Origin of the sequence: Mucilaginibacter sp. L196 (assembly GCF_009765905.1) — a bacterium.
Taxonomy (GTDB): domain Bacteria; phylum Bacteroidota; class Bacteroidia; order Sphingobacteriales; family Sphingobacteriaceae; genus Mucilaginibacter.
The window spans coordinates 347,857-370,608 of sequence record NZ_LMUO01000019.1 but is presented as its reverse complement, the minus strand read 5'-3'; the positions used below and the strand labels follow the sequence as shown (position 1 = coordinate 370,608).

Sequence of the window (22,752 nt, the reverse complement as noted above, 5' to 3'; positions counted from 1 at the left end):
CGCGGAAGTGCTTCCAACACTTCTGCGGTTTTTTCATAGCTCCTCTGGATTTTTTGAAGAATGGTTATCCCTTTGTCTATTGGTGTTTAGTATTTATTTTTCCATATTTTCATTCTGGGTTTAATTCAACATTCTATTTTAATTAGGGGGTAACTACAATTTTCTTTTCGGAATGCCCATCAGCTCCTTTTTCAATCCTGAAATGAACTTTAGTGAAGCTTAAGAGCTCCAAAGCCTGTAAGGCAGTTGTATTCCGGTATATATCTCCTGAAAACATTCTGTCTGGAATCTGACCTTCATATTCAATTTTAACATCGTACCACCTGGCTAACTGCCTCAGCACTGTTTGAATTGAAGCATTATGAAAAGTGAAGAGCCCATTTTTCCAGGCAATCTCATCTTCCGTATCGACATTGTGTACGTTAACCCGGTGGGTAGTTGCATTGACTTGAGCTTGCTGACCTGGCTTTAACAAAAAAGCCTGGCCGCCGGCATTTACTTTTACGCTGCCCTCCAATAGGGTGGTTTTCATAAGCTCTTCATCATCATAGGCATTGATATTGAAATGGGTGCCAATATCTTCTATAACCTGGCCTTTAACCAGCACCTTAAAAGGCATAGCTTCATTATGAACCACTTCCATATAGGCTTCACCACTAATCAATTCAATCTTCCGTTCCTTGCCCGCAAACTTTTCCGGGTAACGCAAGATCGTGGCGGCATTTAACCAAACTTTGCTACCATCAGACATTTTTAACTGGTATTGCCCACCCTTTGGAATCGTTATGGTATCGTAAACCACCGCGGCATTTGCGTTTGAAGCCTGGGCATCATCATAACTTATCAGGCCATCTGCTTTTTTGTTAACCGCAACACTTCCATTAGTAGTAATGAGCCCATTTTTAGCGTTATTGAGAATGATTTTTTGACCATGGCTGGCTAGAATAGCTTTGTTGCCCCCCGGTGCGATATCGTATGGATGATTTAGTACAAATTGCTGACCTGCTTGTTTATGCAACAGAAAATAGCCACTAATGGAAAGGAATAATAAGATAATTGCTGCTGCAGCAATTCGCGGCCAAAGCTGCACCATACTGGAGCCTGGCACCCGGGTGTCTAAATAATGAATAATCTGATGAATATCCGTCGTTTGTTCTGCATCTGTTAAAGCCTTTGGGGTTTTTAACCGGTGCTGAACATACCAGGTTTCCACTATAGCTTTTTCTTCTTCAGTACAGTTATCTTCAAGATATTTTTTTAACAGATCCTTTGCCGGCATATTTTGTTTAATCCTGTTATTTATTCCAGAATTACAACAAAGACAACTAACTTGGGCCCAGGGCCTAGATCAATTTAAAAAAAACTTAATATATTCAGACAAAAAGGAAGAAAATTGCCACACCAAGCTTCTTTCTAAGGTTTTTTAGAGCGCCATTGATTTGATTTTTAACAGTTTTTTCAGAAATGTTCAGTTTTTCAGCAATTTCTTTATGTGAAAGATAGCTTTTTCGGCTTAATTCAAATACTTCACGCATTTTATCGGGAAGACCAGCAATTTCCTGTTCTATAAGGTCTTTTAAATCATTAATACGGACCAGGTGATCGGTAATAGCCTCCCCATGCTCAATAAATTCCTGGAGCGAATCTATATATTGCGATGCAACTTTTTTATGCGCTATTAAGTTTAAAATTCTGTTCTGTAGCATTCGGTATAAATACCCGGCCAAATTGGTTTGAAAATCAATTTGCTCATATTTATCCCATAAGGTGATAAACAATTCCTGAACAATATCTTTCGCTTCCTCACGATCCTGAAGCTTAGCAAAAGCATGCCTGTATAATATACCGGTATATCTGTTATAGATTTCTTTGTACGCTCCGTGGTCACCGTCCTTCAGCAAGGATGCCAATTGTTGATCGGTTAAGGGGCTGTACTTAAGCATAGCTGTGTAACAACAAAAATACTTAGATTTAATATGATATTTACAAAGGCTTGTGTTAAAATATAAACTGACCGAGATTCAGGTACGCATACAACTCGAAGGTTTGCAAGTATCAGCATCGAAGCGTCTTTATTTACAGTGATAAAGCCCGTTCCATATCATCATTCTTAACAGGAGATATGGACTTATCATTTCTTCTAGCTGTTTGATTACCGTCATCTTGCTTCACTTTTTTCATATTTTGTATTTCTCTTTGACGGTTGCGTTTTTTTATTTGACTACGTTGTTTTTTACTAAGCGGCTTTTCATCCGGTGTAGGAACATTGGCTGCTAAACCTACTTCCGATGTTGCTGTTTCATCGTCCTTGTCTAGTGTAGCCAATTCATTTTTAAACAATTCTGCGATATCATCCTTTATTTGGGCATAAGTTTCCGTTACAGTTTCCTCACTTACATAATCAACCACCGGGATCGGCTTATAAGCCGACTCATCTTTTGCAATGGCTTCATGATTATTTTGTATAGCACTGTGAAACATTTTAAGCGCGATCTTTTGTTCAGGATTATCAGCTATCATCCCGACAAACTCACCCGATGAAAGGGCCGCTATTTTTGAAGCCGGTATCGCATAATCAAGTTGTGTAGCCTTGGAGAAAGAAGTGTCACCGCTGTTAATGGTCAGGCTGTTTTTATCCTGCACGATCTTACCAAAGTTATCTGCTAACGTTTTAGCCGTATCCCCGGTTACCTGCCCGCTGATGATGTTGCCGACAATACCAGTAATCACGTCTGCCTGTTCCGCTCCATAATCTTTCTTCAACTGGCTAAAATCCTGAACAGCTAAAGTGGTCGCTACTTTATTGGAACGGGCTGTAGCGATCAGGCTGTCCACGTTGTTAAAAAATATAGTGGGGAATTCATCAAAGATCAAACTGCTTTTTAACTGACCTTTACGATTAACCAGCTTAATCATACGGGATATATACAAGGATAATACTGCACCATAGATTTGCAGCTTCTGCGGGTTGTTCCCGATGCAAACGATCTTAGGTTCGTTTGGATTGTTTACGTCTAAGCTAAAATCGTTGCCAGACAGCACATAATATAATTGTGGTGAGGCTAATCTTGCCAAACCAATTTTGGCACTGGCCACCTGCCCTTCTAATTGCGCTTTGGCATTGTTGTTATAAGCGGATATAAAAGGGTTAATCAATGCGGTTATCTCTGGTTGCTTTAATAATACGGCAAACAATTTGTCATAATCAGCTTGCATCAATTCAATCACATGCGGCAGGGTACAATATTTACCATCCTCGTATTTGCGCAAGTACCAGATAATGGCCGTTAAGAAATTGATCGGACTTTCGACAAAGAAGTCACCTTGCTTCTTAAGCCATTCTCTATTTAAACCTAACATAATGGTTCTGGATGCTTCGGTAGCATCCGTTATATCAATCATGCTTTGCGGGTCAAGCGGATTACAACGGTGGGTGTGGTTCAGGTCGTCAAAATTGATCACATAGAAAACCGGTTTGATTTTGTAATTGGCTTTATACTGCAACAACTTATTATAGGCGATTTTTGAAAGGTCATCGTATTTAAAGTCATACAGAAACATCGAAAACCCTTTCTTGATATGTTGGTCGATGATATGACGGATAACAAAATAGGATTTACCCGCGCCAGGTGTACCGGCCACCAATAGCCCGCGGAAAGGGTTAATGAAATTTATCCAGCTATACCTTACTTTACCTCTGAGATTGTATCTGGCAGGCAGGTTGATAGAGTATTCATTTTCCAGTTTCCTTTCTTCCTGCGGAAAGGTTTCATTCTCGCTGTTAAAAATATCCTTGTTTAGTTTTTCTTTAAGGATTTGGGATAACCAGGTGCCGCCTGTAAGCGTCAATAAGTAGCCTATACCTGTTAAAACCATATAGGCAATGGCAATCAGCACTAAATCGGTAAGCTGATAAAAACATAAGACGCTCATCCAGTATATGAGCAGCCCACTTAGTAAGTAGGCGGTAATGCTTTTATAATTAATCTTTTCATCCTTTTTGCCTTTTACGCCAACCAATGAAATAACCAAGCAAAGCAGTGACGCCAATTTGGGTTTCCACCAATTACTAAATAAACCTGTTTTGGCAATATTGCTGATGATGCGGTCGATAATACTTACTGTCCAGTGCCATTGGGCAAATGCATGGTAACAGCAGATGTAAAAGTGTATAGCCAGTATAAAAATACTGATGAGCCTTGTAAAATCTACGATCTTGCGTAGCCCCTGTGTATCTTCCCCTGTATGCATAATAATCCCTCCTGATCTTTATAAATCCAGTCCCTGGTCTTGTTCCTTTTCGTTTGATCTTCTCTTTTTCTTTTTGCGCGGTGCGCTTGGTACGGCCTCCGGCTGGTATTTTGCCAACGCCTGCAATAAGTAATTCGTTTGTTCCGGCGGTTTGAGGTAAGTTTTTGGCTGTCGGACTATGCTTTGTGCATTGCGCTTTGATTGCTTTTGCAATTCGGGCTTTATTTTTTATCGGTTGTACTGAACCTGTCTACGATGGCTTTGGCACTATAAGCTTTGCCTAAATCACTGCCGTTGAATACCGTTTTATTGTTATTATCAATATAGGGAACACCATAGGTATAACCCTGGTCATTGGTACGGAATGCTACATTGATGTTTTGCTTTTGTAGTTCTTCAATGAAGGTATTTTTTGTAATAGCACTATACATACCTTCTTTAAATACCCTTGCCTTTTCATCCGTTATAAAAAGTACAATATCGGAATCCTCTGTGGCAGTTAGCTGAATTTCTTCGTCTTCAACGACGAAACTTTCTCCTTTTTGTATAGCCATATCGTCATTGACCCTAAGCGCACCATCGAACAAATGGACCAGGCATATTGAATTTCCTACGGGCAACGATTGCTTTTTTCCCTGTTCCAATTTCATGTCATAGATCCATGTGCTACTCCTGATCAGCAAAGGAAAAGTTTGATTTTTTCCGGCGACGGCCCGCCATTCATTCCGGCTTGTCGCTTCGGGAAATTCATAAAATTGCACCTCAGGGTGGAAATTCCGGGGCGCTTGACCAGGCGATTCCGTAGGCCTTAAAGCATCCATTTGTGTAACAATTAGTACAAAAAATATTTTGAAATCAATGAGTTGACATAGTCATAGTGTCGCGGAATCAACATTCCGATTTTCCGGAACGAAATGTCAACGGCTCCTGAATGTCCAATATTGGTTCGAATTCTGCCCAGTCAGGGGACGTAGTTGATAACTCCGGAGGCTGGGCAGAATTTGAACCAGTTTGTCGATCAAATCGCTGTTTTAAATGAAGTGAAGTGGTTTTAGTTGGCTCTAAATGGGCACAAACTAAACCACTTTACCAACAAAGTCAGCGTTTGACCGGAGGCATTTGGAACCGGTATTTATAAAAACAATCTTTTACGCTAACAGATCTTCCATCCCGAATGCCGTCAAAACTTTTTTGAATTCAACTTTAACGGCGTCGTTGGCCCTTTTAGTGATATCTCCTGTTGAAGAATCAACAACTGTCCTTAATGGCCTTTGACCTTTCGGTAAATTGATCAGGTTTACTATCGCATCCGCAACTTCCTGCGGATCTGGCTTTGCAGTTTCAAACATTTGTCCGATGGCTGCGAACATTTTATTTGGAACGTCAGCGATCGCTTTATAATCGTCAGCAACTGATGCGTCAGAACCAACCTGTATATTTTGCGATATTTCAGTAGGGAAAGCGCCTGGTTGAATAATAGCTATATCAACACCTAAAGGGCGTACTTCATAATGCAAACCTTCGCTTAAACCTTCCAAAGCAAACTTTGAAGCACTGTATACCACAGAAAAAGGAGCGGAAAATCTGCCATATCCGCTTGAAACGTTAATAATTAAGCCTTCTGATTGTTTGCGCATAAATGGTAATGTTAACTTTACCAATCTCCATGGCGCGAAGACATTGATATCAAACATCCGCTGCACATCTTCAGTAGTAGAACTTTCGGCGACACCGAACATCGCGGCACCGGCATTGTTTACCAAAACGTCAATCGTTCCTTCTTTTGCGATGATCGCTTCAATAGCTTTTTTTACACTTGTTTCATCAGTTAGTGACACATCCAAAACAGTAACATTTTCTATCCGTGCGAGGGCTTTTGCTTTGTCAGCATTTTTACCTTCGGTATCTCTAATCGTAGCATAAACTTTATGCCCCAAAGCCGCAACGGACTTGGCGATAAGCCATCCGAAACCGCTATTCGTTCCTGTAATTAATACGACTTTTTTGCTCATTTTTTTGTTATTTAAAATAATGAGGCAAAGGTTGGCATCTAAAAAAAGAAATCTTTTATCATTTGGTAAAAAGCAATTTTAACTGATATTTTTTCTTATTCTGCTTAATGATTGTTGGGTGATCCCGAGGTAAGAAGCAATATGAGAAAGAGCAATACGATTGACAAGACCAGGGAATTGTTCAATGAATAATAAATAACGGGTGGTTGCATCTTCTGAAACTAATGGGCTCCTTCTTTCAAGCGTTTTTAACAAACAATTTTTTACTATCAGACCTGTAATAGCTTCCCACCCAACAATTGTATTTCCGATCTCGTCCCAATCTTTCTTTGAAAAAACAAGCAATGTACAATTGGTAACCGCCTGTATATACTCAGAAGCTAACACTTGTGCCTCAAACTTTTGCTGGTCCGAAACAAAATGATTCTCTTCACTGAATGAATGAGTGATCTCTTCGCCTTTGTTGTTATAATAGCAGAAACGAATTACCCCTTTTAGAAGAAATCCAACTTGCCGGGGGATCTTTCCGGCTTCTGAAAAATATTCATCTTTATGAAGTTCCAGCGTTTTTGCTTTGGTCATAATGAAATCTGTTTGCTGCTTATTCAGATTGCCAAACTTCAATATGTAATTAATGAACTCTTCCATAGGTTAAATATCGAATTTATCGCGTGCAGTTTATTTACCATTTGGTAAATAAATATAATCTGTCAGTTATGAACAGAGCATAGGACAGAAGTAATTTAGTTACTTAAGTAAATGATCAATAGAACATTCTCGACTGAATATCAATACTTTCAAACATCCAGCATGAATTTTTTTCTTTGATTTTATGGAAATTTTACATAACTTAGTGTAACGGTTTACAGCTACAAACAGGCAAAAAGTTGCAGTGAGTAATTCGATGAGTCAAAAGATTATAGCTTAAAACACATTGATAACCAGTGGGTTACGGACAAGGTTCGATTCCCCTACGGGCTACGAAAAACAATATCAAAAGATGCTAAAAGGCTGCAAATCTAAGGTTTGCAGCCTTTTTTATTGCATCAAAACACCATATTATGCACCAAATCGCAACAAAAATGAGCGTAATTAGGTGCGTACTTCAATGGAAAAACACCACGCACCGAATTGATTTTAATTAATTGATTATCAACATTTTAATCGAGTTAACACCTTGCGAAAAAAGAGTTCTTTACTCACGTTTGGGAAATAATTGACGATGCCGCCGGCGAATTAAAAGTAAAAAACCGCTATACTTCAAGGCACGCAATGGCGTTCAGAAATAAGCAGCATTTAAAAAATTTCTTAGCTTACCTTAAAACTATTGACCAATGGAACACAGGCCGAACCAAAGATGAAATCATTGCAGATAAAGGGGATGAAATCAGAAGCTTGAAAGAGCAAAATGCCGAGTTGAAAGAAGAACTTAAAGCCGCGAGGAAATTAGAAACAGAAGACTTTATTAATATTCAGGAGGGCTATCTTTTGACCGTTGTTGACCTCGCTAAGAAGGTGCAAGACACTAGAAACGTTGACACTTTTCAGGAATAAGGGATCGCTCATTTTTGTCGATTTGTAAGCTAAAACAACCCTATATTGGAGATTATGATGAATGAGACCACACCATTTCGGCGCAAGCTGACCCACCGTTTCGGGGCAAACTGACCAGGGCATTTCGGGGCAAACTGACCCACCAAAACGCGTAGCAAATGCTGTAGAAGCAACCATCTTTTGAGGGCAAAGACCCGTTCTAAGATGGCCAATTTGACAATCAGCATGAGTAAGATTAGAAAGATTTTAAGGATGAACAGCCAGGGGCGTAGCACGCGATTTATAGCTGCCCAGATTGAATCATCCCGGAATACCGTAAGAAAGTACCTGGCGGTCCTTAAGAAGAGCGGCTTTACCTTTGAAGAAGTTAATAACCTGAATGATAAGGAACTGGAAGACCTTTTCGGCAAGACCAGGGAAAACAACCAGCCAAGCAGCCGTATGCAATCCATGCTGCGCTGCTTTCCACATGTCGATAAAGAGCTCAAAAAGACCGGTATGAACCGGCAGCTCCTGTGGGAAGCTTATATCAAAGAGTTTCCCGACGGCTATAAGTATACCCAGTTTTGCACGTATTACAACCAATGGAAGACCAGGGTCAACCCGACCATGCACATGGATCACAAGGCCGGGGACAAGCTATACGTCGATTTTGCGGGTGAAAAGATGAACTATACGGACAAAGAAACCGGTGAAGTCATTGAAGTAGAAGTCTTTGTAGCAATCCTTGGTGCCAGCCAGCTCACCTATGTAGAGGCTGTTATGAGCCAGCAAAAGGAAGACTTTATCGCAGCCTGCGAGAATACCCTGCACTTTATCGGCGGCGTTCCTGCCGCCATTGTACCGGATAACCTGAAGGCGGCTGTAACCAAAAGCAGCCGCTATGAACCAACCCTTAACGAAACATTTGAAGACTTCGCCGACCATTATGGGACTACCATATTACCAGCGCGGGCGTACCGCCCGCGCGACAAAGCATTGGTAGAAGGTGCCGTTAAGATCATTTATACCAAGGTATACGCCCCTTTAAACAAGCATATCTACCATTCTTTATCAGAACTCAATACGGCGATCTGGCAGGCCCTGGAAGTCCATAACAGCCAGTTGCTCAAGGGCCGCAACTATAGCCGCAGGCTACAGTTTGAAGAGATCGAGCGCCAAACCCTAGCACCACTGCCTGTCCTGCGTTACCAGTTCAAAAAGCACTTTTATGCCAGGGTGATCAAGAATGGCCATGTCAATCTCGGCCCTGATAAACACTATTACAGTGTGCCTTACCGCTTCATCGGCAAGCGGGTTAAGCTATTATACTCCCGCACTATTGTAGAGATCTACTCCAATTATGAGCGTATCGCTTTGCACCCGCGCGAAAAGAACCCCTATGGTTATACTACTGACAAAGAACACATGGCCAGCGCTCACCGCTTTAAAAGTGACTGGACACCAGATATGTTCCTCAATTGGGCGGCCTCCATTCATGAGGATGTCAGGCTATATATCCTTCAGATACTGGAGCGTAAACAACACCCCGAACAGGCTTACAAATCCTGCCTGGGGGTACTTGGCTTTGCAAAAAAAGCAGGAAACGAACGGTTAATAATGGCCTGTCAGCGAGGGCTCAGTTATGGCCTTTATAGCTATAAAACGATACAAACCATATTGGAAAACAAGATGGACAACTATGAGGAAAGCATATTTGCCGATGAGCTACCCATGCCTGATCATGGTAATATCCGGGGAAAAGACTATTACAAATAACCATTTAAAACAACAATAACATGAACACAAGTACCTTAGACAAACTGCGGAAGATGAAGTTCTTCGGCATGTTCCATGCCTTTAAAAGCAGTATGGAAACCGGTAAAACAAACGATTACACAGCAGATGAACTACTGGCCCACCTGGTAGATGCAGAATGGGACGACCGGCAGAACAGGCGTATCGAACGCACGATCCTGTATGCCCGGTTCCGCTATAAAGCTTCAATTGAAGATGTTCATTATCATGCCGACCGAAGTATTGACCGCAACCAGATCATGCGCCTGGCAGATTGTACGTTTGTTGACCGCTTCGAGAACCTGCTGATCACCGGGAGTACCGGTATCGGTAAAAGCTATATTGCTTCTGCTGTGGGTTACCAGGCCTGTGTATTGGGCTACCGGGTATTGTACACCAGTACGCCTAAACTATTTGCTAAACTGAAGATGGCTAAGGCGGATGGCTCCTACATGAAAGAGCTGGCTAAGATCGAAAGACAGCAATTGCTCATACTCGACGACTTTGGTATCCAGCCTTTTGATGCACAAAGCAGGGCGGCACTAATGGAGATCATTGAGGACAGGCATGGTAAGACCTCGCTGATCATTACTTCGCAGCTACCAGTCAGTAAATGGTTTGAAGTGATCGGTGAAAAAACGGTTGCTGATGCGATCCTCGACCGGATCGTTCATGATGCACACCGTATCGAGCTAAAGGGAGAATCTATGAGAAGAAAACGTAGTGTTGAACCGGAAAACAGCCATTAATGAAATTACCTTTTAAATAACTATTTTTGTACATGCTTTTACAGCATTTGCTGCAACCCAAAAGTCAGCTAACCCCTGGGTCAATTTGGCCCGAAATAGGGTGGTCAACATCTCCATAATATACAACAAGGGGCGTTAATGAATTTAAATCAAATGACTCCAACATATGAAGCCCCTTTTCCAGAATTTAATAAAGAAGTAGTTTTCTCAACTGCATTAATAAGCTATATTTCCTTTTATCCTACGCTCGATCTCATTGTAGATTCAACTTTATATAAATCATACAATTCAAACGATTTGCGACCCAGTTTTTATTTTTTTACAAACAGGAGAAAAAACATAGCCTTTCAGGGCAGTTATACGGGTCTTTACTCCTATTTTTTTGGGGGCATAGCAACAGATGAAATCTATCTTATTCGGGCTGAATGTTACGCTCGCGCGAGTAATACCACAGCTGCGCTAAATGATTTGAATACTTTATTGCAAACCAGGTATTTAACAGGCACATTCACCAATTTAACGGCTTCCAGTGCCGACGCAGCATTAGCGCTGATCCTGGCTGAACGCCGAAAAGAACTTTGTTTCCGAAATCTTAGGTGGTCAGATTTACGCAGATTAAATAAAGATCCACGGTTCCAGGTTACTCTAACTCGAACGGTTAACGGACAATTAATTACGCTTCCGCCAAACTCGCCTAAATATGTACTTCCTTTAGACCCCATTGAAACAACTACGGGAGGATTGGAGCAAAATCCACGATAGCAATAGATATCGAAATTTATGGTATTCAAGGACATAGAAAAAATAAATAAGCAAATAATAGCTTACCAAAACCCTATTTATAAATATAAAGGTTAGTAAGCCTTAAATAACTATATATGAAAGTATTAAGAATAATAATCCTATTAGCATTAACCAATATTAATAATTTGTCAGCGCAACAAAAAGCTTTTGAATTTGAAAATCAAAGCGTTACCTATGTCACGGGAAAAGTTGACGATAACTTAAAACATGATACGTTATCTATGGTATTACAGGGGCCGTTTTTAGTTGACGGATCACCAGAACGATTTTCCACCCGAACGTTAACTGCAACTGTTGACGCCAATGGTGAGTTTAAGTTTGAAATACTGACGGGTAACTTACCTTTCCATTTTTCATTATTTCTATCGAGCAAGAGAGATAGCAGGTTTGGAAATTTATCAGGCGATGGCGATATTGCCAACTACCTAATCGAAGCCGGAGACAGTATTCATGTCGTTTTTAAAAAGCAATCGCAGTATTATACAGGCAAGGGTTCCAGTCTTTTCGAGGCCCAATATGCTTCTAATAGAATTATGCAATTGGATAGCAACGAAAAAAATTGCCTTACAACTGATTCTCATGATTATATACATTCTAATATTGAAAAATGGCTGCGGCAGAAAGATTCGATTTTAAACGTACAGCTTGATGTCCTATCAGGTTATAAATCCATATTATCTCCTTTTGCATATTCTATAGTCCGAGCCGATATTATCGGTCTTAATCGTTCATTCGTTTATCGGATTGTTGGTTTGCAGGGCCTTTTTTTTACACCAGGAAAAAAGATGGAACCTGGTCTTGCCAATGCGTACAAAGAACTTACGCAAAGGTCGGACTACTTTAGCGGGAATGATAAAGCAAATTTATCCCCCGAGTACATAAACTATTTATACTTAAAAATCCGCTTAGGAGTGATATATGACAGGATAAGTCAGAATGAAAATATCTCTATATATGATCGAAATTACTTTCCTGCAATTACTAAACAGTATGCAGGCACATTGCGTGATAAGCTTTTAGCATATTGGTTAATTCAACTAACCGGAAAAAATGATTTGCAGCCCGAATATTTAGAAAACGCCTTAGCCGTGATGCAAAGTGCCTATTTTAAATCAATTGTTGAGCAGCTTAAAAACACATATGCTAGAGGGGAACCTGTCAAAGATTTTGATTTTAAAGATGTTAATGGTAAAACGGTTCATTTGGCAGATTTTAAAGGGAAAGTGGTCTTTGTAGATATGTGGTTTTCCGGCTGTAGCGGATGTGTGCATGTAGCTGCCGCATTGCCTCATGTTGAAGAGGTTTTTAGAGATCGGGCTGACGTTGTTTTTGTGAGCCTTTGCATTGATGAAGATAGAAATTTATGGATAAAGAGTATTGACAAAAATTTAGTGGGTAAACATTATACACACTATACTACATCCACCACCAAATACTTATATACAGCAGGTACAGGGCCCAATAATCCATTTATAAAAGCTTATGTACCTGATGGTTCGTATCCATCGCTTTTGATCATAGATAAAGAAGGCAAATTGTTCTCATCAACTCCAATACGTCCGGACGTCGAAAATGGGGAACCGCTTATAAAGGAAATTAATGGTGCTTTACAAGTCAAATAAAAAACCTATATGAAAAAAATAATCTTGGTTTTGTTTTCAATATTGTTCATTGCGAATGCGTTCGGGCAAATCTTAACACCTGTTAGATGGAGTTACGCTATTAAAAAATTGAGCGAAAAGAAAACAATGGTTTATGTTAAAGCAACAATTGATAATGGCTGGCATATTTATTCAACTATGCAGCCGGACGGGGGCCCAATAAAAACTTCGTTTACCTTTTCACGTTCGAAGGAATATACCCTTATCGGTAAATTAACTGAGCCAAAATCGGCAACTAAATTCGAACCTAATTTTAAAATGAATGTCCACTATTTTGAAAAGTCGGTTGTTTTTCAGCAAAAGATAAGGGTTATCAAAAATGGATTTGTGTTAAAAGGCAAGATAAACTTTATGGTTTGTAATGATGAAAAATGTCTTCCTCCAGAAAATGTAGAGTTTAATGTTCAAATACAATAGCCGCTTTATCGAGGGTTTGAATGGTTTTAATATGATATCAAGTAAATAAATCCATTCCTTAGGTGAATAAAAAGAATCAGGTTTCTATTAAACCTGATTCTTTCTTTTTTTTAAAGATTAATTACCGTTCCAATCACCACTTGCGTCACTGCCTGTCACATACGCCGGTGACCCAGATGGAGCATCACCGTTAACGGGCGGGTTACTGGTGGTAAACTCTGCAGAACATACGTCACTCGAAGAAAGACAGTTAGCATTTGGGCTAGATGAATAAATGTAATCAGCAGGGCTTGTGTCATGTCCTCCTGGAGCAGCGCGAAAATATCTCTCTGTAAAGAGTAACCGACCTTTTGAATCCTTAGTTACTTTAAGGCTATGGCCATTTGCATTGTTAAATGCACTGAAACTTATTGCCAATGCGCATACCAATACGCCAAAGGCTATTTGTTTAAAATTTTTCATTTTTTTTAATTTTTGAAGATTTATTTAAAATAATGAGCTGAAGAGCAAAGACAGCTAATATAATAAAAGCAAGATTGAGCCATATATGCTGCGACCAGCTAAGCTTTTCGATGGCTCCTCCACAAAGGCACGGTAAGTTCTTTTCCAACATCAAAGCGCTGATAATATACACTGTAAATATTGCCATTACGACAATAAAGCTATATAGGCCCTGCTTTGCAGTAATTGGAATTAATAATAAGACGGCAATTACAATTTCAATTCTTGGAACTAAAAATGAGATTATTACGGAAAAGCCACTGATGATATGCACATTCATCAGACCATTTAAAAAACGGTCATGATCTATTATTTTGGCATAGGCAGTATAGACAAATAGGGCCATACATAGCCATCTTATAGCGATTACTATTCTTTCCTTTACAAGGTTTGAAATTTGAAATCTTGAATTGTTTATTATTACACTTTCCATAAGGATGTAGAATTATCCATCATTAAATCAATCGATAACGTCTGTTATCGGCAGGTGCGTAACCTGCATTTTAATTTGATCCTGTTTGTCACCAAGCTCCTTTCTCTTTGTATTACTTAAATGTTTAATTAAGCTGTTAATCATTCTTGAAAGTCAGCAACCAAATATCAACGAAATGATGTCATCAGGTAAATTGGAACAACTATTTTCAAGAATCAATGATATAAAGTTAGATGGCAAATGACTTCACTCCAAATCGTTGTATGACGCAAAAAGGTTGATTATCAGTAATACTTTGCGAATGGTTTAAATACCTATCTACAAAGTGTTTTATACTATGTATAAAATTTTGTTTAAGAATGGTCAATCTATCAGAAAATAGCACACAAATGGCGCAGCAGTGATTTGTGCAATAATTGATTGGCATTTACTACAATAGTAAGCGTGTAATATGATCCGAGGATAAGGGTTAGCGTATCTCCGGGTTCGCTTCGCCAGGTAAATAAAAAAAAGTATCCATACGCCGAATCCAATTAAAAAAGCTGGTAACTTATTTGGTAAGGATGTCGCTGCAAGAAATGCCATTGTACCGATAATGGATGTGAGGCATAATAAAATAAATGTTCTCATAAGCTTTGAAATTATTATGCGCTTACTAAACGCATGGTTCTTCTTTGTTCAATTGGGTTTATTAATCTTTTTGTTTTCAGCTCGTTCCGGTCAGCCAACAATTCAACAACATTTGCCTGTACTTCATCAACGATGCTCCAGTCTTTTTCGATATAAATATCGGTCACTTTGTTCCCTTGATCCACATGGTTAAGCGCCAGTGCTACATCATCCTTGCTCATTCGGCATTTGTTTCGTGCAAGGTTGCCAAAGCTATGCCGTGCCCAATAATAGGTTATGCCCGATAGTCCGGCGTTCTTATTAACCACCTCCATTCCTTGCTTTATAGCTCGGTCTAATGCTTGTGACCGGCAATAACGGGTATGAAAGTTACCCAGGTACTTTTCCAAAATAGGTTTTGCTTCCTTTATTAACTTAATGCTGATAAATGCATTGTCCTTTCTTCGCTTGGTTTTTGTTCTATTGTATTCAACGCGCCCTTTCTTTATGTTGTCGCTGGTCAAATGATAAAGATCGACCGCGTTAGTTCCGCACAGATAAAAGGATAACATAAATAGGTCGCGTGCCATCTCAGCGCGGCTTCCTGGTTCAACTATACAATCCCTAATTAGCTTAATTCTTTCAACATCTAAATTGCGTTTCCTGGTTTCCGGGGTATCTACAATCTTATAATTATCGAATGGGCAATAAGGAATTCGTATTTGCCCTATTTGCGGTTTATTAAAATGCTTCATTGCCGCCTTAAACAGAATACGCAGATCACGGAAATGATTATGCACAGCTCCGTCTGTCATTCCTTTTACGATCCTTTTACGCAATTCACCCTGGTTCATCCGCTTTATCTCACGTTTGCCACGCAGGTACTTTTCATAAGAAGCCAGCATCCATTCATTAATTTCAAGTGGGGATAAAGTATTCTGATTGAAATAGTCTTTGAGGCTGAATAATACTGTTTTTAGCGTACCTGCTGATCCGGCACGCATTTCCTTTTCTAATTCTGCGATATGATTCTGACAGAATTTAAAAAAATCCATCGGTTCGTCCTTATCCCTTAAATGGTTCCTTAAAGTTTCCGCATTAAAGAATTCAAGTTTAGGGCCGAGGTTACTGATCGTTACCCGATAGTCATCGAGGGTCTTATTCAGGATCTGTTTTAAGGTCGCATCCTTGAGGACACATTTGGCGGTAAGTTGCTTGTCGACAACAAAGTGGAGGGTATCGATGTATTTTTTCTTCCCTTTGTGTGCAACCCTGATTTTTACATTGTAAGTTCCGTCTGCTTTTTTGTGGTGTTTGTGGATTTTAATACCTACGGTAGCCATGACATAATCTGTTTTAGCGAAAGAGGTCAAATAGTTTTGTGCCCTATTTGTGCCCTTTTTTCGCGGGGTTAAACAAAAAATTATGTAAAAGCTATCGGAACGGATCGTTCCTGACAGTCGGCATTAGCCATTAGAAAGTGCCTAAATATACGAAAAAAGGCCTTTTTCTAACGAAAAAGACCTTTTTTAATTTTGTGGTACCACCTGGATTCGAACCAGGGACACAAGGATTTTCAGTCCTTTGCTCTACCGACTGAGCTATGGTACCTCCCTTTGAGGAGTGCAAATGTAGCTTGTTTTTTTATTTATCGAAACTTTTTTGTAAAAAAGGTTTTAAATAGCTGATTTTCATTGGCAATAATTTAAATTCACACAACTATTTGCCAATTCAACCAATTAACTATATTTGAAATATACTATGCACGCATAATGATTGGCCAATTAATCTTTATTATCATACTGGTAGCCGCTATTTACTTATTTAGTAAAAATGTGGGCAAAATACGACGTAATATTTTATTGGGGAAAGATACTGATCGATCGGATCAACCTGCAAAACGCTGGAGGATAATGGCAAAGGTAGCCTTGGGGCAAACCAAAATGGTTAAGCGCCCTGTTGCCGCGGTAATGCACTTTTTCATCTATGTGGGTTTCATTATCATCAATTTGGAGGTAATGGAAATCATGATTGATGGCATCTTTGGTTCGCATCGGGTATTTTCAAAACCGTTGGGCAGTTTATATGGCTTGCTAATAGGCAGCTTTGAGGTACTGGCGGTTTTGGTGCTTACATCCTGCGTGGTTTTTCTTATCCGCAGAAACATCATTCACTTGAAGCGCTTTAGCGGTGTGGAGATGACTGAATGGCCAAAATCAGATGCTAACTATATTCTTTGTATTGAGATATTGCTGATGACGGCATTTTTAACCATGAATGCTGCCGATTATAAATTACAGGCACTGCATTTTGGCGAATATATAAAGGCAGGCAATTTCCCGGTTAGCAGTTTAATTGCTCCGTTATTGCCGAGCAGTGCGCATGCTTTGGTAATTACGGAGCGGGTTTGCTGGTGGTTCCATATTTGCGGGATATTGGCATTTTTAAACTACCTACCCTATTCCAAGCATTTCCATATCCTGCTTGCTTTCCCTAATGTTTACTATTCTAACTTAAGCCTTAAGGGTAAATTCACCAATATGCCATCGGTTACTAATGAAGTTAAGGCGATGCTCGATCCATCATTCACACCTCCTGCACCGGCAGAGGGCGAAGTAAGTCGTTTCGGCGCTAAGGATGTAACCGACCTTACCTGGAAAAACCTGATGGAAGCCTATACCTGCACCGAATGCGGGCGTTGTACATCGGTTTGCCCGGCAAATATTACCGGTAAGCTATTATCGCCACGAAAGATCATGATGGATACACGCGATAGGATCACGGAGGTTGGTAAAAATATCGATATGAATGGTAAAGATCATGATGATGGGAAAACGCTTTTAGATACTTATATCACCCGTGAAGAGATTTGGGCCTGCACTAGCTGTAATGCTTGTGTTGAGGCTTGCCCGGTAAATATAAACCCATTGGAAATTATTACCGAGCTGCGCCGCTATTCTGTAATGGAAGATGCACAAGCACCTGCCAGCTTAAACAACATGTTTGGCAATATGGAGAATAATGGCGCACCGTGGAAATATTCGCAGGCGGATAGGTTTAATTGGGCAGAGAACAAATAATGTGCAGATATGCTGATGTGCGTATGTGCAGATGATAGAGAAATTATAAAATGGAAGATATAAATCCTGAAGTGAACGGCAACTCCGAAATTGAAAATTCGAAATCCGAAACCTTTAAAGTGCCTACTATGGCCGAAATGCTTGCCGAAGGCAAAGAACCTGAAATATTATTTTGGGTTGGATGCGCCGGAAGTTTTGATGAGCGGGCACAAAAAATAACACGCGACATCTGCAAAATATTGCAGCATGTAGGTATGAGCTATGCTGTTTTAGGCACTGAAGAAAGCTGCACAGGAGACCCTGCTAAACGAGCTGGCAATGAGTTTTTGTTCCAGATGCAGGCTATGACCAACATTGAGGTATTGAACGGCTATAACATCAAAAAAATAGTTACCGGTTGTCCGCATTGCTTCAACACCATAAAAAATGAATATCCGGGTTTAGGTGGTACTTACGAGGTGATACACCACACCCAACTGATACAGCAGCTTATTGACGAAGGTAAACTAAAAGCAGAAGGTGGTGAAAGCTTTAAAGGCAAACGCATCACATATCATGACCCTTGCTATTTAGGCCGTGGAAATAATGTTTATGAAGCTCCTCGCAGGGCTTTAGAGATTTTAGATACTGAACTGGTTGAAATGAAACGCTGTAAATCAAACGGATTATGTTGCGGTGCAGGTGGCGCTCAAATGTTTAAGGAAGCCGAAAAAGGCAACAAAGAAATAAACGATGAGCGTATTGATGAGGTCATCTCCATCAACGCGACAGTAGTGGCAGCGGCTTGTCCGTTTTGCATGACCATGTTGACCGATGGCGTAAAACATCGTGATAAAGAGGACGAAATTAAGGTATTGGATATTGCCGAGATTACGGTTAGGGCGAATAGATTGTAGGTTATAAAATCCGTCTTGTCATTCTGAGGAACGAAGAATCTATCTGTTATAAATGGCGCAAATGCCTATCGATAGATTCTTCGCTCCGCTCAGAATGACAAGAGTAGTAAATTAATCTTTACAAACTCTTATTCTTAAAATAATTCAACACCATCTGTAAGCTATCCAACCTTTCCGGTTCCATGTTTTTAACAGGGATATTTAATTGGGTTGCCATGGTATCTATATCTTCATGTGGATCATCATACGTTTGCACTATGATGTCATCTGCAACGGCTTTTAGTTGCAAGGTGCCGTTAACAGTGCTGCCCAGGTAATTCATATCCGTAAAGCGGTGCAGTTGAAAAGAGAAATATTCCTGCTTGCCGTTGATATAAGTTTTACGCAGCCGGATGAAAGCATCATCGGTTAATACCAATTCCCATTTTTTTAATTTGGCTTGGCCGGATGGATCATAGGATTCAGTTAAGCACTTATTACTCCAGCTAAGCATTTCCTGCTCAGTCATGGCCGGTTTAAAGCTAAAATGTACTATAGCCAGTAATACTACCGTACCTAAGAAATAAAGTTTTTTCGTTTTTTGCAGAACTGATTTTATCATGACATCACCACTCTTTCCAAAGTTAATAAAATACTAAATTTGCGCATGCAATTTTCACAAAACTCACGGGTTTGGGTATACCAATCGGATAAACAGCTAAACGATGCAGATGTAATTAAGTTGCAAATTATGCTGGATAATTTCACTATCGGCTGGACAGCGCACAACAATCAGCTTAAAGCTAAAGCGGAAATTAGATACAATCGCTTTATTGTTTTGATTGTGGATGAAAGCCAGGCAGGTGCCAGCGGTTGCTCAATTGATAAATCGGTGCGTTTTATGAAAGATATTGAACAAGAGCTTGGCATCAATTTATTCGACCGGTTTAATTTAGCTTATCGTAGCGGTGAACAGATATTATCTGTCCCACGCCATACTTTTGAGGGGTTGATTTCAAACAAAACCATTGATGCCAACACCACAGTGTTCAATAACATGGTGCAAAACTTAACTGAGCTGGAAACTAAATGGGAAGTACCTTTTAAAGATAGCTGGCACATTCAATTATTCAGCTCATTACTTGCCCAATAATCCTATCTACCATGGATTACGCCGAAACTTTACAATACCTGTATACGCAACTCCCCATGTTTACCCGCGTGGGATCATCAGCATATAAAGAAGATTTGACCAATACTATCGAGTTATGCAAAAGGCTTGATAACCCGCAGGATAAATTTAAAAGCGTGCATATTGCCGGTACAAACGGCAAAGGCTCAACCTCGCACATGCTGGCGGCTGTTCTGCAAACGGCTGGCTATAAAACAGGCTTATACACCTCGCCGCACCTGCGCGATTTCAGGGAGCGGGTTCGTATAAATGGCGAAATGATCAGCGAACAGCAGGTAATTGACTTTGTAGCCGATCATCAAAAAGATTTTGAAACTATCAGTCCTTCCTTTTTTGAAATGACGGTTGGATTAGCTTTTGACATCTTCGCGAAGGAAAAAGTAGATATAGCCGTTATTGAAGTTGGCTTGGGTGGAAGGTTGGATTCTACCAATATCATCACTCCGCTCCTATCGGTTATCACCAATATTGGCTGGGATCATATGAATATTTTGGGTGATACCCTACAACTTATTGCAGGTGAAAAAGCCGGAATTATAAAACATAGTGTACCGGTTATTATTGGCGAATACCAGCCGGATATCGCTAACATCTTCTTACAAAAAGCAGCTAAAGAGGAAGCAGATATTAGTTTTGCCTCAGACGATTTTGAGGTGAAGTTAAAAGTTGAAAGTGAAAAGTTGAAAGTGAAAAGCCGGGATTTAATAGATCTGCAAATTCAAAGTAACAGCTCACAACTTACAACCTACAACCTACAACTTGATCTCACAGGCAGTTATCAACTTAAAAACATAAAAACAGTTCTTTCCGCAGTTAAGCAATTGCGTGAACAGGGGTTTGTAATTACCGATGAGCACTTACAAATAGCCTTACGTCAGGTTAAAACCCTTACAGGTTTACATGGCCGGTGGGAAGTTTTAAGTATCGATCCGCTTACTATTTGTGATACCGGGCATAATCCGGAAGGGATACAGGAAGTGTTAAAGAACATTACCGCTACGCCTTATCAGCACCTGCATTTTGTGATTGGGATGGTGAATGATAAGGACATTAGCAAAGTATTAAGTATGCTGCCCACAGATGCCACCTATTACTTTTGCAAACCGGATATTCCAAGAGGTTTAGAGGCTGAAAGTCTGAAACACCAAGCGGAAAGCTTCGGACTAGTTGGCGAGATCTATCCCAACGTAAAAGCAGCCTATCAATCGGCACAAAAAAATGCGCAAAAAGATGATTTAGTATTTGTTGGCGGCAGTACCTTTGTTGTGGCTGAGGTTGTCTGAACCAGGATTTAACAGATTTAGCAGATTTTCAGGATCTGATTTTTTTTAGAAGCTGTTTAAAAATGATAAAACTATCGTCATTGCGAGGTACGAAGCAATCTCTATACCTTACAGAGCGGCTCTGCCGGTTCAATGCTTTTCTAATCGCCTTGCCTGTGTAGAAATTGCTTCGTTCCTTACAGCAATGACGCTTTATTTTATACAGATACTTAGCAGGACGCGCCGGTCTTTCTTAATCTATTTATTTTAATCAAGCCGCTTATTTCTAAACCCAAACCGACACCAACTAATGCACCTCGAACAAAATGAGGTAAGGGGAACCAATCATTGATTAATGTAGGGGTGGTAACCATTAACAATCCAATGCATATTAATAGTCTTATTTGTAATGGGTATTTTTTAAATTTCATCGTTATTTATTTGTTTTGATATAGATTCCAGTTTTTCTATTTGTGCGTTTATTTTTTTCTCTTCTTTTTTAAATACCCGCGGCCTCACTACAAACCATAATACTAAAAGATATAGAACTGTTCCTGTATACGCGCCAATGAATAACATGGTGTTTTTATAAGCACCTTCGTACAAATATGCCAGTAAGCCAGTAGCACAAAAAGCCATAGCCACCACCTGCGTACGCCGATAATAAAACTGTTGCCTTAAACGTGTTTGCTCCAAAAACTGCAGGAATTCCTTGTTGCTACATACCCTGAGTTTATAAAACCTCAGCAACGAATTTAGATTGGTTGACACAAATATGATTCCGGAGATGATGATAAATGCTTCGCCAAAGCGAGTGCTTAACATGGTTGATTTATAAACAAAAATCACCCATATCATTATTCCTATTAGCAAAATCATTGTAATCACCAGCGCAACTATCTTCAGTAATTTTTTGTTACGGAATTTTCTGATGATGTGTACCATTTCGTGCGAATCTGGCAGACTATCGGTTTTCGCGGTTAGCCATATCGCTTTTAAATCATTCAAATTGTCCATGATCCTTAAATTTAGTGGCCAGTTTATCTTTTATGCGGTGAACCTTTATCCTGATATTACCATGGCTTAAACCCACAATAGCGGCAATCTCCGCCTGCGGCAAATCCTCCAATACTAAAGAAATGATAATTCTGTCGATCTCTTCCAATTCGGCAATGCAGTTGTACAAGAAGGTTAGTTTATCTTCCTGCGTTTCTTCCGGCACATCGGGTAAGTGAAAAGGTAGCTCTACTTTAGTTATGCGGCTATTCTTTTCTAAAGCCCTTAGGCAATTATTGGTAGCGATGCGGAATATCCAGGTACTAATTTTGGATTGATTCCTGAACGTTGATAGATTTCGCCATACCGAGATGAATGTTTCTTGCGTTAAATCCTTTGCCTGCTCATAATCATTTACATAGCCCATGCACACCCTAAATATCTGGGGCGAGTATTGGTTATATATTTGTTCAAAATCCATATTTAGCTTTAGGCAGATAAGTATTTATATTTTTTATGCCGGGTTAGATACGATGACTTTTGAAATGTTACAGTTTGTCTGAACCGGAATTACAGGATT

At 39.8% G+C, this 22,752-nt stretch carries 24 protein-coding genes and 1 tRNA gene; 10 read left to right on the top strand and 15 right to left on the bottom strand.

What is annotated here, in order from left to right; translation table 11 throughout:
• Positions 1–142: 142 nt before the first annotated feature.
• The 7 genes from GSQ74_RS18110 to GSQ74_RS18080 all read right to left on the bottom strand — a co-directional run bounded on the left by GSQ74_RS18110 (position 143) and on the right by GSQ74_RS18080 (position 6,911).
• Complete coding sequence (locus tag GSQ74_RS18110) at positions 143–1,279, bottom strand: FecR family protein (RefSeq protein WP_158995630.1); 1,137 nt, start codon at positions 1,277–1,279, stop codon at positions 143–145.
• 94 nt (positions 1,280–1,373) lie between these two features.
• The gene (locus tag GSQ74_RS18105) at positions 1,374–1,943 is read right to left on the bottom strand and encodes an RNA polymerase sigma factor (RefSeq protein ID WP_158995629.1); all 570 of its coding nucleotides are present in this window, start codon (positions 1,941–1,943) and stop codon (positions 1,374–1,376) included.
• A 133-nt stretch (positions 1,944–2,076) separates the two neighbouring features.
• Positions 2,077–4,251 (bottom strand): conjugal transfer protein MobC, encoded by a 2,175-nt coding sequence (gene mobC, locus GSQ74_RS18100; RefSeq protein ID WP_158995628.1) that lies wholly within the window; start codon positions 4,249–4,251, stop codon positions 2,077–2,079.
• An 18-nt stretch (positions 4,252–4,269) separates the two neighbouring features.
• Positions 4,270–4,464 carry a hypothetical protein gene (locus tag GSQ74_RS18095; protein ID WP_158995627.1) on the bottom strand — a complete coding sequence of 65 codons (195 nt, stop codon included), beginning with the start codon at positions 4,462–4,464 and terminating at the stop codon, positions 4,270–4,272.
• An 8-nt stretch (positions 4,465–4,472) separates the two neighbouring features.
• Positions 4,473–5,072 (bottom strand): hypothetical protein, encoded by a 600-nt coding sequence (locus tag GSQ74_RS18090; RefSeq protein WP_158995626.1) that lies wholly within the window; start codon positions 5,070–5,072, stop codon positions 4,473–4,475.
• Positions 5,073–5,399: 327 nt separating this feature from the next.
• Positions 5,400–6,263 (bottom strand): SDR family oxidoreductase, encoded by an 864-nt coding sequence (locus GSQ74_RS18085; protein ID WP_158995625.1) that lies wholly within the window; start codon positions 6,261–6,263, stop codon positions 5,400–5,402.
• Between the two features lie 78 nt (positions 6,264–6,341).
• Positions 6,342–6,911 carry a Crp/Fnr family transcriptional regulator gene (locus GSQ74_RS18080; RefSeq protein ID WP_158995624.1) on the bottom strand — a complete coding sequence of 190 codons (570 nt, stop codon included), beginning with the start codon at positions 6,909–6,911 and terminating at the stop codon, positions 6,342–6,344.
• A 624-nt stretch (positions 6,912–7,535) separates the two neighbouring features.
• On the opposite strand from GSQ74_RS18080, the gene GSQ74_RS18075 reads away from it, so the two are divergent.
• The 6 genes from GSQ74_RS18075 (at position 7,536) to GSQ74_RS18050 (ending at position 13,224) form a co-directional block, all read left to right on the top strand.
• Positions 7,536–7,817 carry a hypothetical protein gene (locus tag GSQ74_RS18075; protein ID WP_158995623.1) on the top strand — a complete coding sequence of 94 codons (282 nt, stop codon included), beginning with the start codon at positions 7,536–7,538 and terminating at the stop codon, positions 7,815–7,817.
• 204 nt (positions 7,818–8,021) lie between these two features.
• Complete coding sequence (istA, locus tag GSQ74_RS18070; protein WP_158995622.1) at positions 8,022–9,575, top strand: IS21 family transposase; 1,554 nt, start codon at positions 8,022–8,024, stop codon at positions 9,573–9,575.
• 20 nt (positions 9,576–9,595) lie between these two features.
• Positions 9,596–10,342 (top strand): IS21-like element helper ATPase IstB, encoded by a 747-nt coding sequence (gene istB, locus GSQ74_RS18065; RefSeq protein ID WP_008507945.1) that lies wholly within the window; start codon positions 9,596–9,598, stop codon positions 10,340–10,342.
• Positions 10,343–10,495: 153 nt separating this feature from the next.
• Positions 10,496–11,104 carry a RagB/SusD family nutrient uptake outer membrane protein gene (locus tag GSQ74_RS18060; RefSeq protein WP_158995621.1) on the top strand — a complete coding sequence of 203 codons (609 nt, stop codon included), beginning with the start codon at positions 10,496–10,498 and terminating at the stop codon, positions 11,102–11,104.
• Positions 11,105–11,220: 116 nt separating this feature from the next.
• Complete coding sequence (locus GSQ74_RS18055; RefSeq protein WP_158995620.1) at positions 11,221–12,768, top strand: TlpA disulfide reductase family protein; 1,548 nt, start codon at positions 11,221–11,223, stop codon at positions 12,766–12,768.
• A gap of 9 nt (positions 12,769–12,777) precedes the next feature.
• Positions 12,778–13,224 (top strand): protein-disulfide reductase DsbD domain-containing protein, encoded by a 447-nt coding sequence (locus GSQ74_RS18050; RefSeq protein WP_158995619.1) that lies wholly within the window; start codon positions 12,778–12,780, stop codon positions 13,222–13,224.
• A gap of 117 nt (positions 13,225–13,341) precedes the next feature.
• Here the strand turns inward: GSQ74_RS18050 and GSQ74_RS18045 are convergent, their stop codons facing one another.
• The 4 genes from GSQ74_RS18045 to GSQ74_RS18030 form a co-directional block, all read right to left on the bottom strand.
• Positions 13,342–13,686 (bottom strand): hypothetical protein, encoded by a 345-nt coding sequence (locus GSQ74_RS18045; protein WP_158995618.1) that lies wholly within the window; start codon positions 13,684–13,686, stop codon positions 13,342–13,344.
• On the bottom strand, positions 13,673–14,158 hold the full coding sequence (locus GSQ74_RS18040) for a MauE/DoxX family redox-associated membrane protein (RefSeq protein ID WP_158995617.1): 486 nt from the start codon (positions 14,156–14,158) through the stop codon (positions 13,673–13,675). The genes GSQ74_RS18045 and GSQ74_RS18040 overlap by 14 nt, the downstream gene beginning before the upstream one ends.
• A 644-nt stretch (positions 14,159–14,802) precedes the next feature.
• The gene (locus GSQ74_RS18035; protein ID WP_158995616.1) at positions 14,803–16,110 is read right to left on the bottom strand and encodes a phage integrase SAM-like domain-containing protein; all 1,308 of its coding nucleotides are present in this window, start codon (positions 16,108–16,110) and stop codon (positions 14,803–14,805) included.
• Positions 16,111–16,305: 195 nt separating this feature from the next.
• Positions 16,306–16,378, bottom strand: a tRNA-Phe gene (locus tag GSQ74_RS18030).
• 161 nt (positions 16,379–16,539) lie between these two features.
• On the opposite strand from GSQ74_RS18030, the gene GSQ74_RS18025 reads away from it, so the two are divergent.
• Both GSQ74_RS18025 and GSQ74_RS18020 read left to right on the top strand, forming a co-directional pair.
• Entirely contained in the window at positions 16,540–17,847 is a 1,308-nt protein-coding gene (locus GSQ74_RS18025; protein ID WP_158995615.1) for a (Fe-S)-binding protein, read from the top strand.
• Between the two features lie 128 nt (positions 17,848–17,975).
• On the top strand, positions 17,976–18,743 hold the full coding sequence (locus GSQ74_RS18020) for a (Fe-S)-binding protein (RefSeq protein ID WP_254060954.1): 768 nt from the start codon (positions 17,976–17,978) through the stop codon (positions 18,741–18,743).
• A 118-nt stretch (positions 18,744–18,861) separates the two neighbouring features.
• Here the strand turns inward: GSQ74_RS18020 and GSQ74_RS18015 are convergent, their stop codons facing one another.
• Entirely contained in the window at positions 18,862–19,344 is a 483-nt protein-coding gene (locus tag GSQ74_RS18015) for a hypothetical protein (protein ID WP_158995613.1), read from the bottom strand.
• A 45-nt stretch (positions 19,345–19,389) separates the two neighbouring features.
• Here GSQ74_RS18015 and GSQ74_RS18010 point away from each other — a divergent pair, with 45 nt between their 5' ends.
• Together GSQ74_RS18010 and GSQ74_RS18005 are read left to right on the top strand one after the other, a co-directional pair.
• Entirely contained in the window at positions 19,390–19,875 is a 486-nt protein-coding gene (locus GSQ74_RS18010; RefSeq protein WP_158995612.1) for an ABC transporter ATPase, read from the top strand.
• Between the two features lie 11 nt (positions 19,876–19,886).
• Positions 19,887–21,197 carry a folylpolyglutamate synthase/dihydrofolate synthase family protein gene (locus GSQ74_RS18005; protein ID WP_158995611.1) on the top strand — a complete coding sequence of 437 codons (1,311 nt, stop codon included), beginning with the start codon at positions 19,887–19,889 and terminating at the stop codon, positions 21,195–21,197.
• Positions 21,198–21,406: 209 nt separating this feature from the next.
• On the opposite strand, the gene GSQ74_RS18000 is transcribed toward GSQ74_RS18005, so the two are convergent.
• The 3 genes from GSQ74_RS18000 to GSQ74_RS17990 are packed head-to-tail and all read right to left on the bottom strand — an operon-like array spanning position 21,407 to position 22,653.
• Positions 21,407–21,607: a hypothetical protein gene (locus GSQ74_RS18000; protein WP_158995610.1), complete on the bottom strand. Its 201-nt coding sequence runs from the start codon at positions 21,605–21,607 to the stop codon at positions 21,407–21,409.
• Positions 21,597–22,193 (bottom strand): hypothetical protein, encoded by a 597-nt coding sequence (locus tag GSQ74_RS17995; RefSeq protein WP_158995609.1) that lies wholly within the window; start codon positions 22,191–22,193, stop codon positions 21,597–21,599. The genes GSQ74_RS18000 and GSQ74_RS17995 overlap by 11 nt, the downstream gene beginning before the upstream one ends.
• A complete protein-coding gene (locus GSQ74_RS17990; protein WP_158995608.1) occupies positions 22,177–22,653 on the bottom strand; it encodes an RNA polymerase sigma factor in 477 nt (158 codons plus the stop codon). Before GSQ74_RS17990 ends, GSQ74_RS17995 begins: the two co-directional genes overlap by 17 nt.
• Between the last annotated feature and the right edge of the window lie 99 nt (positions 22,654–22,752).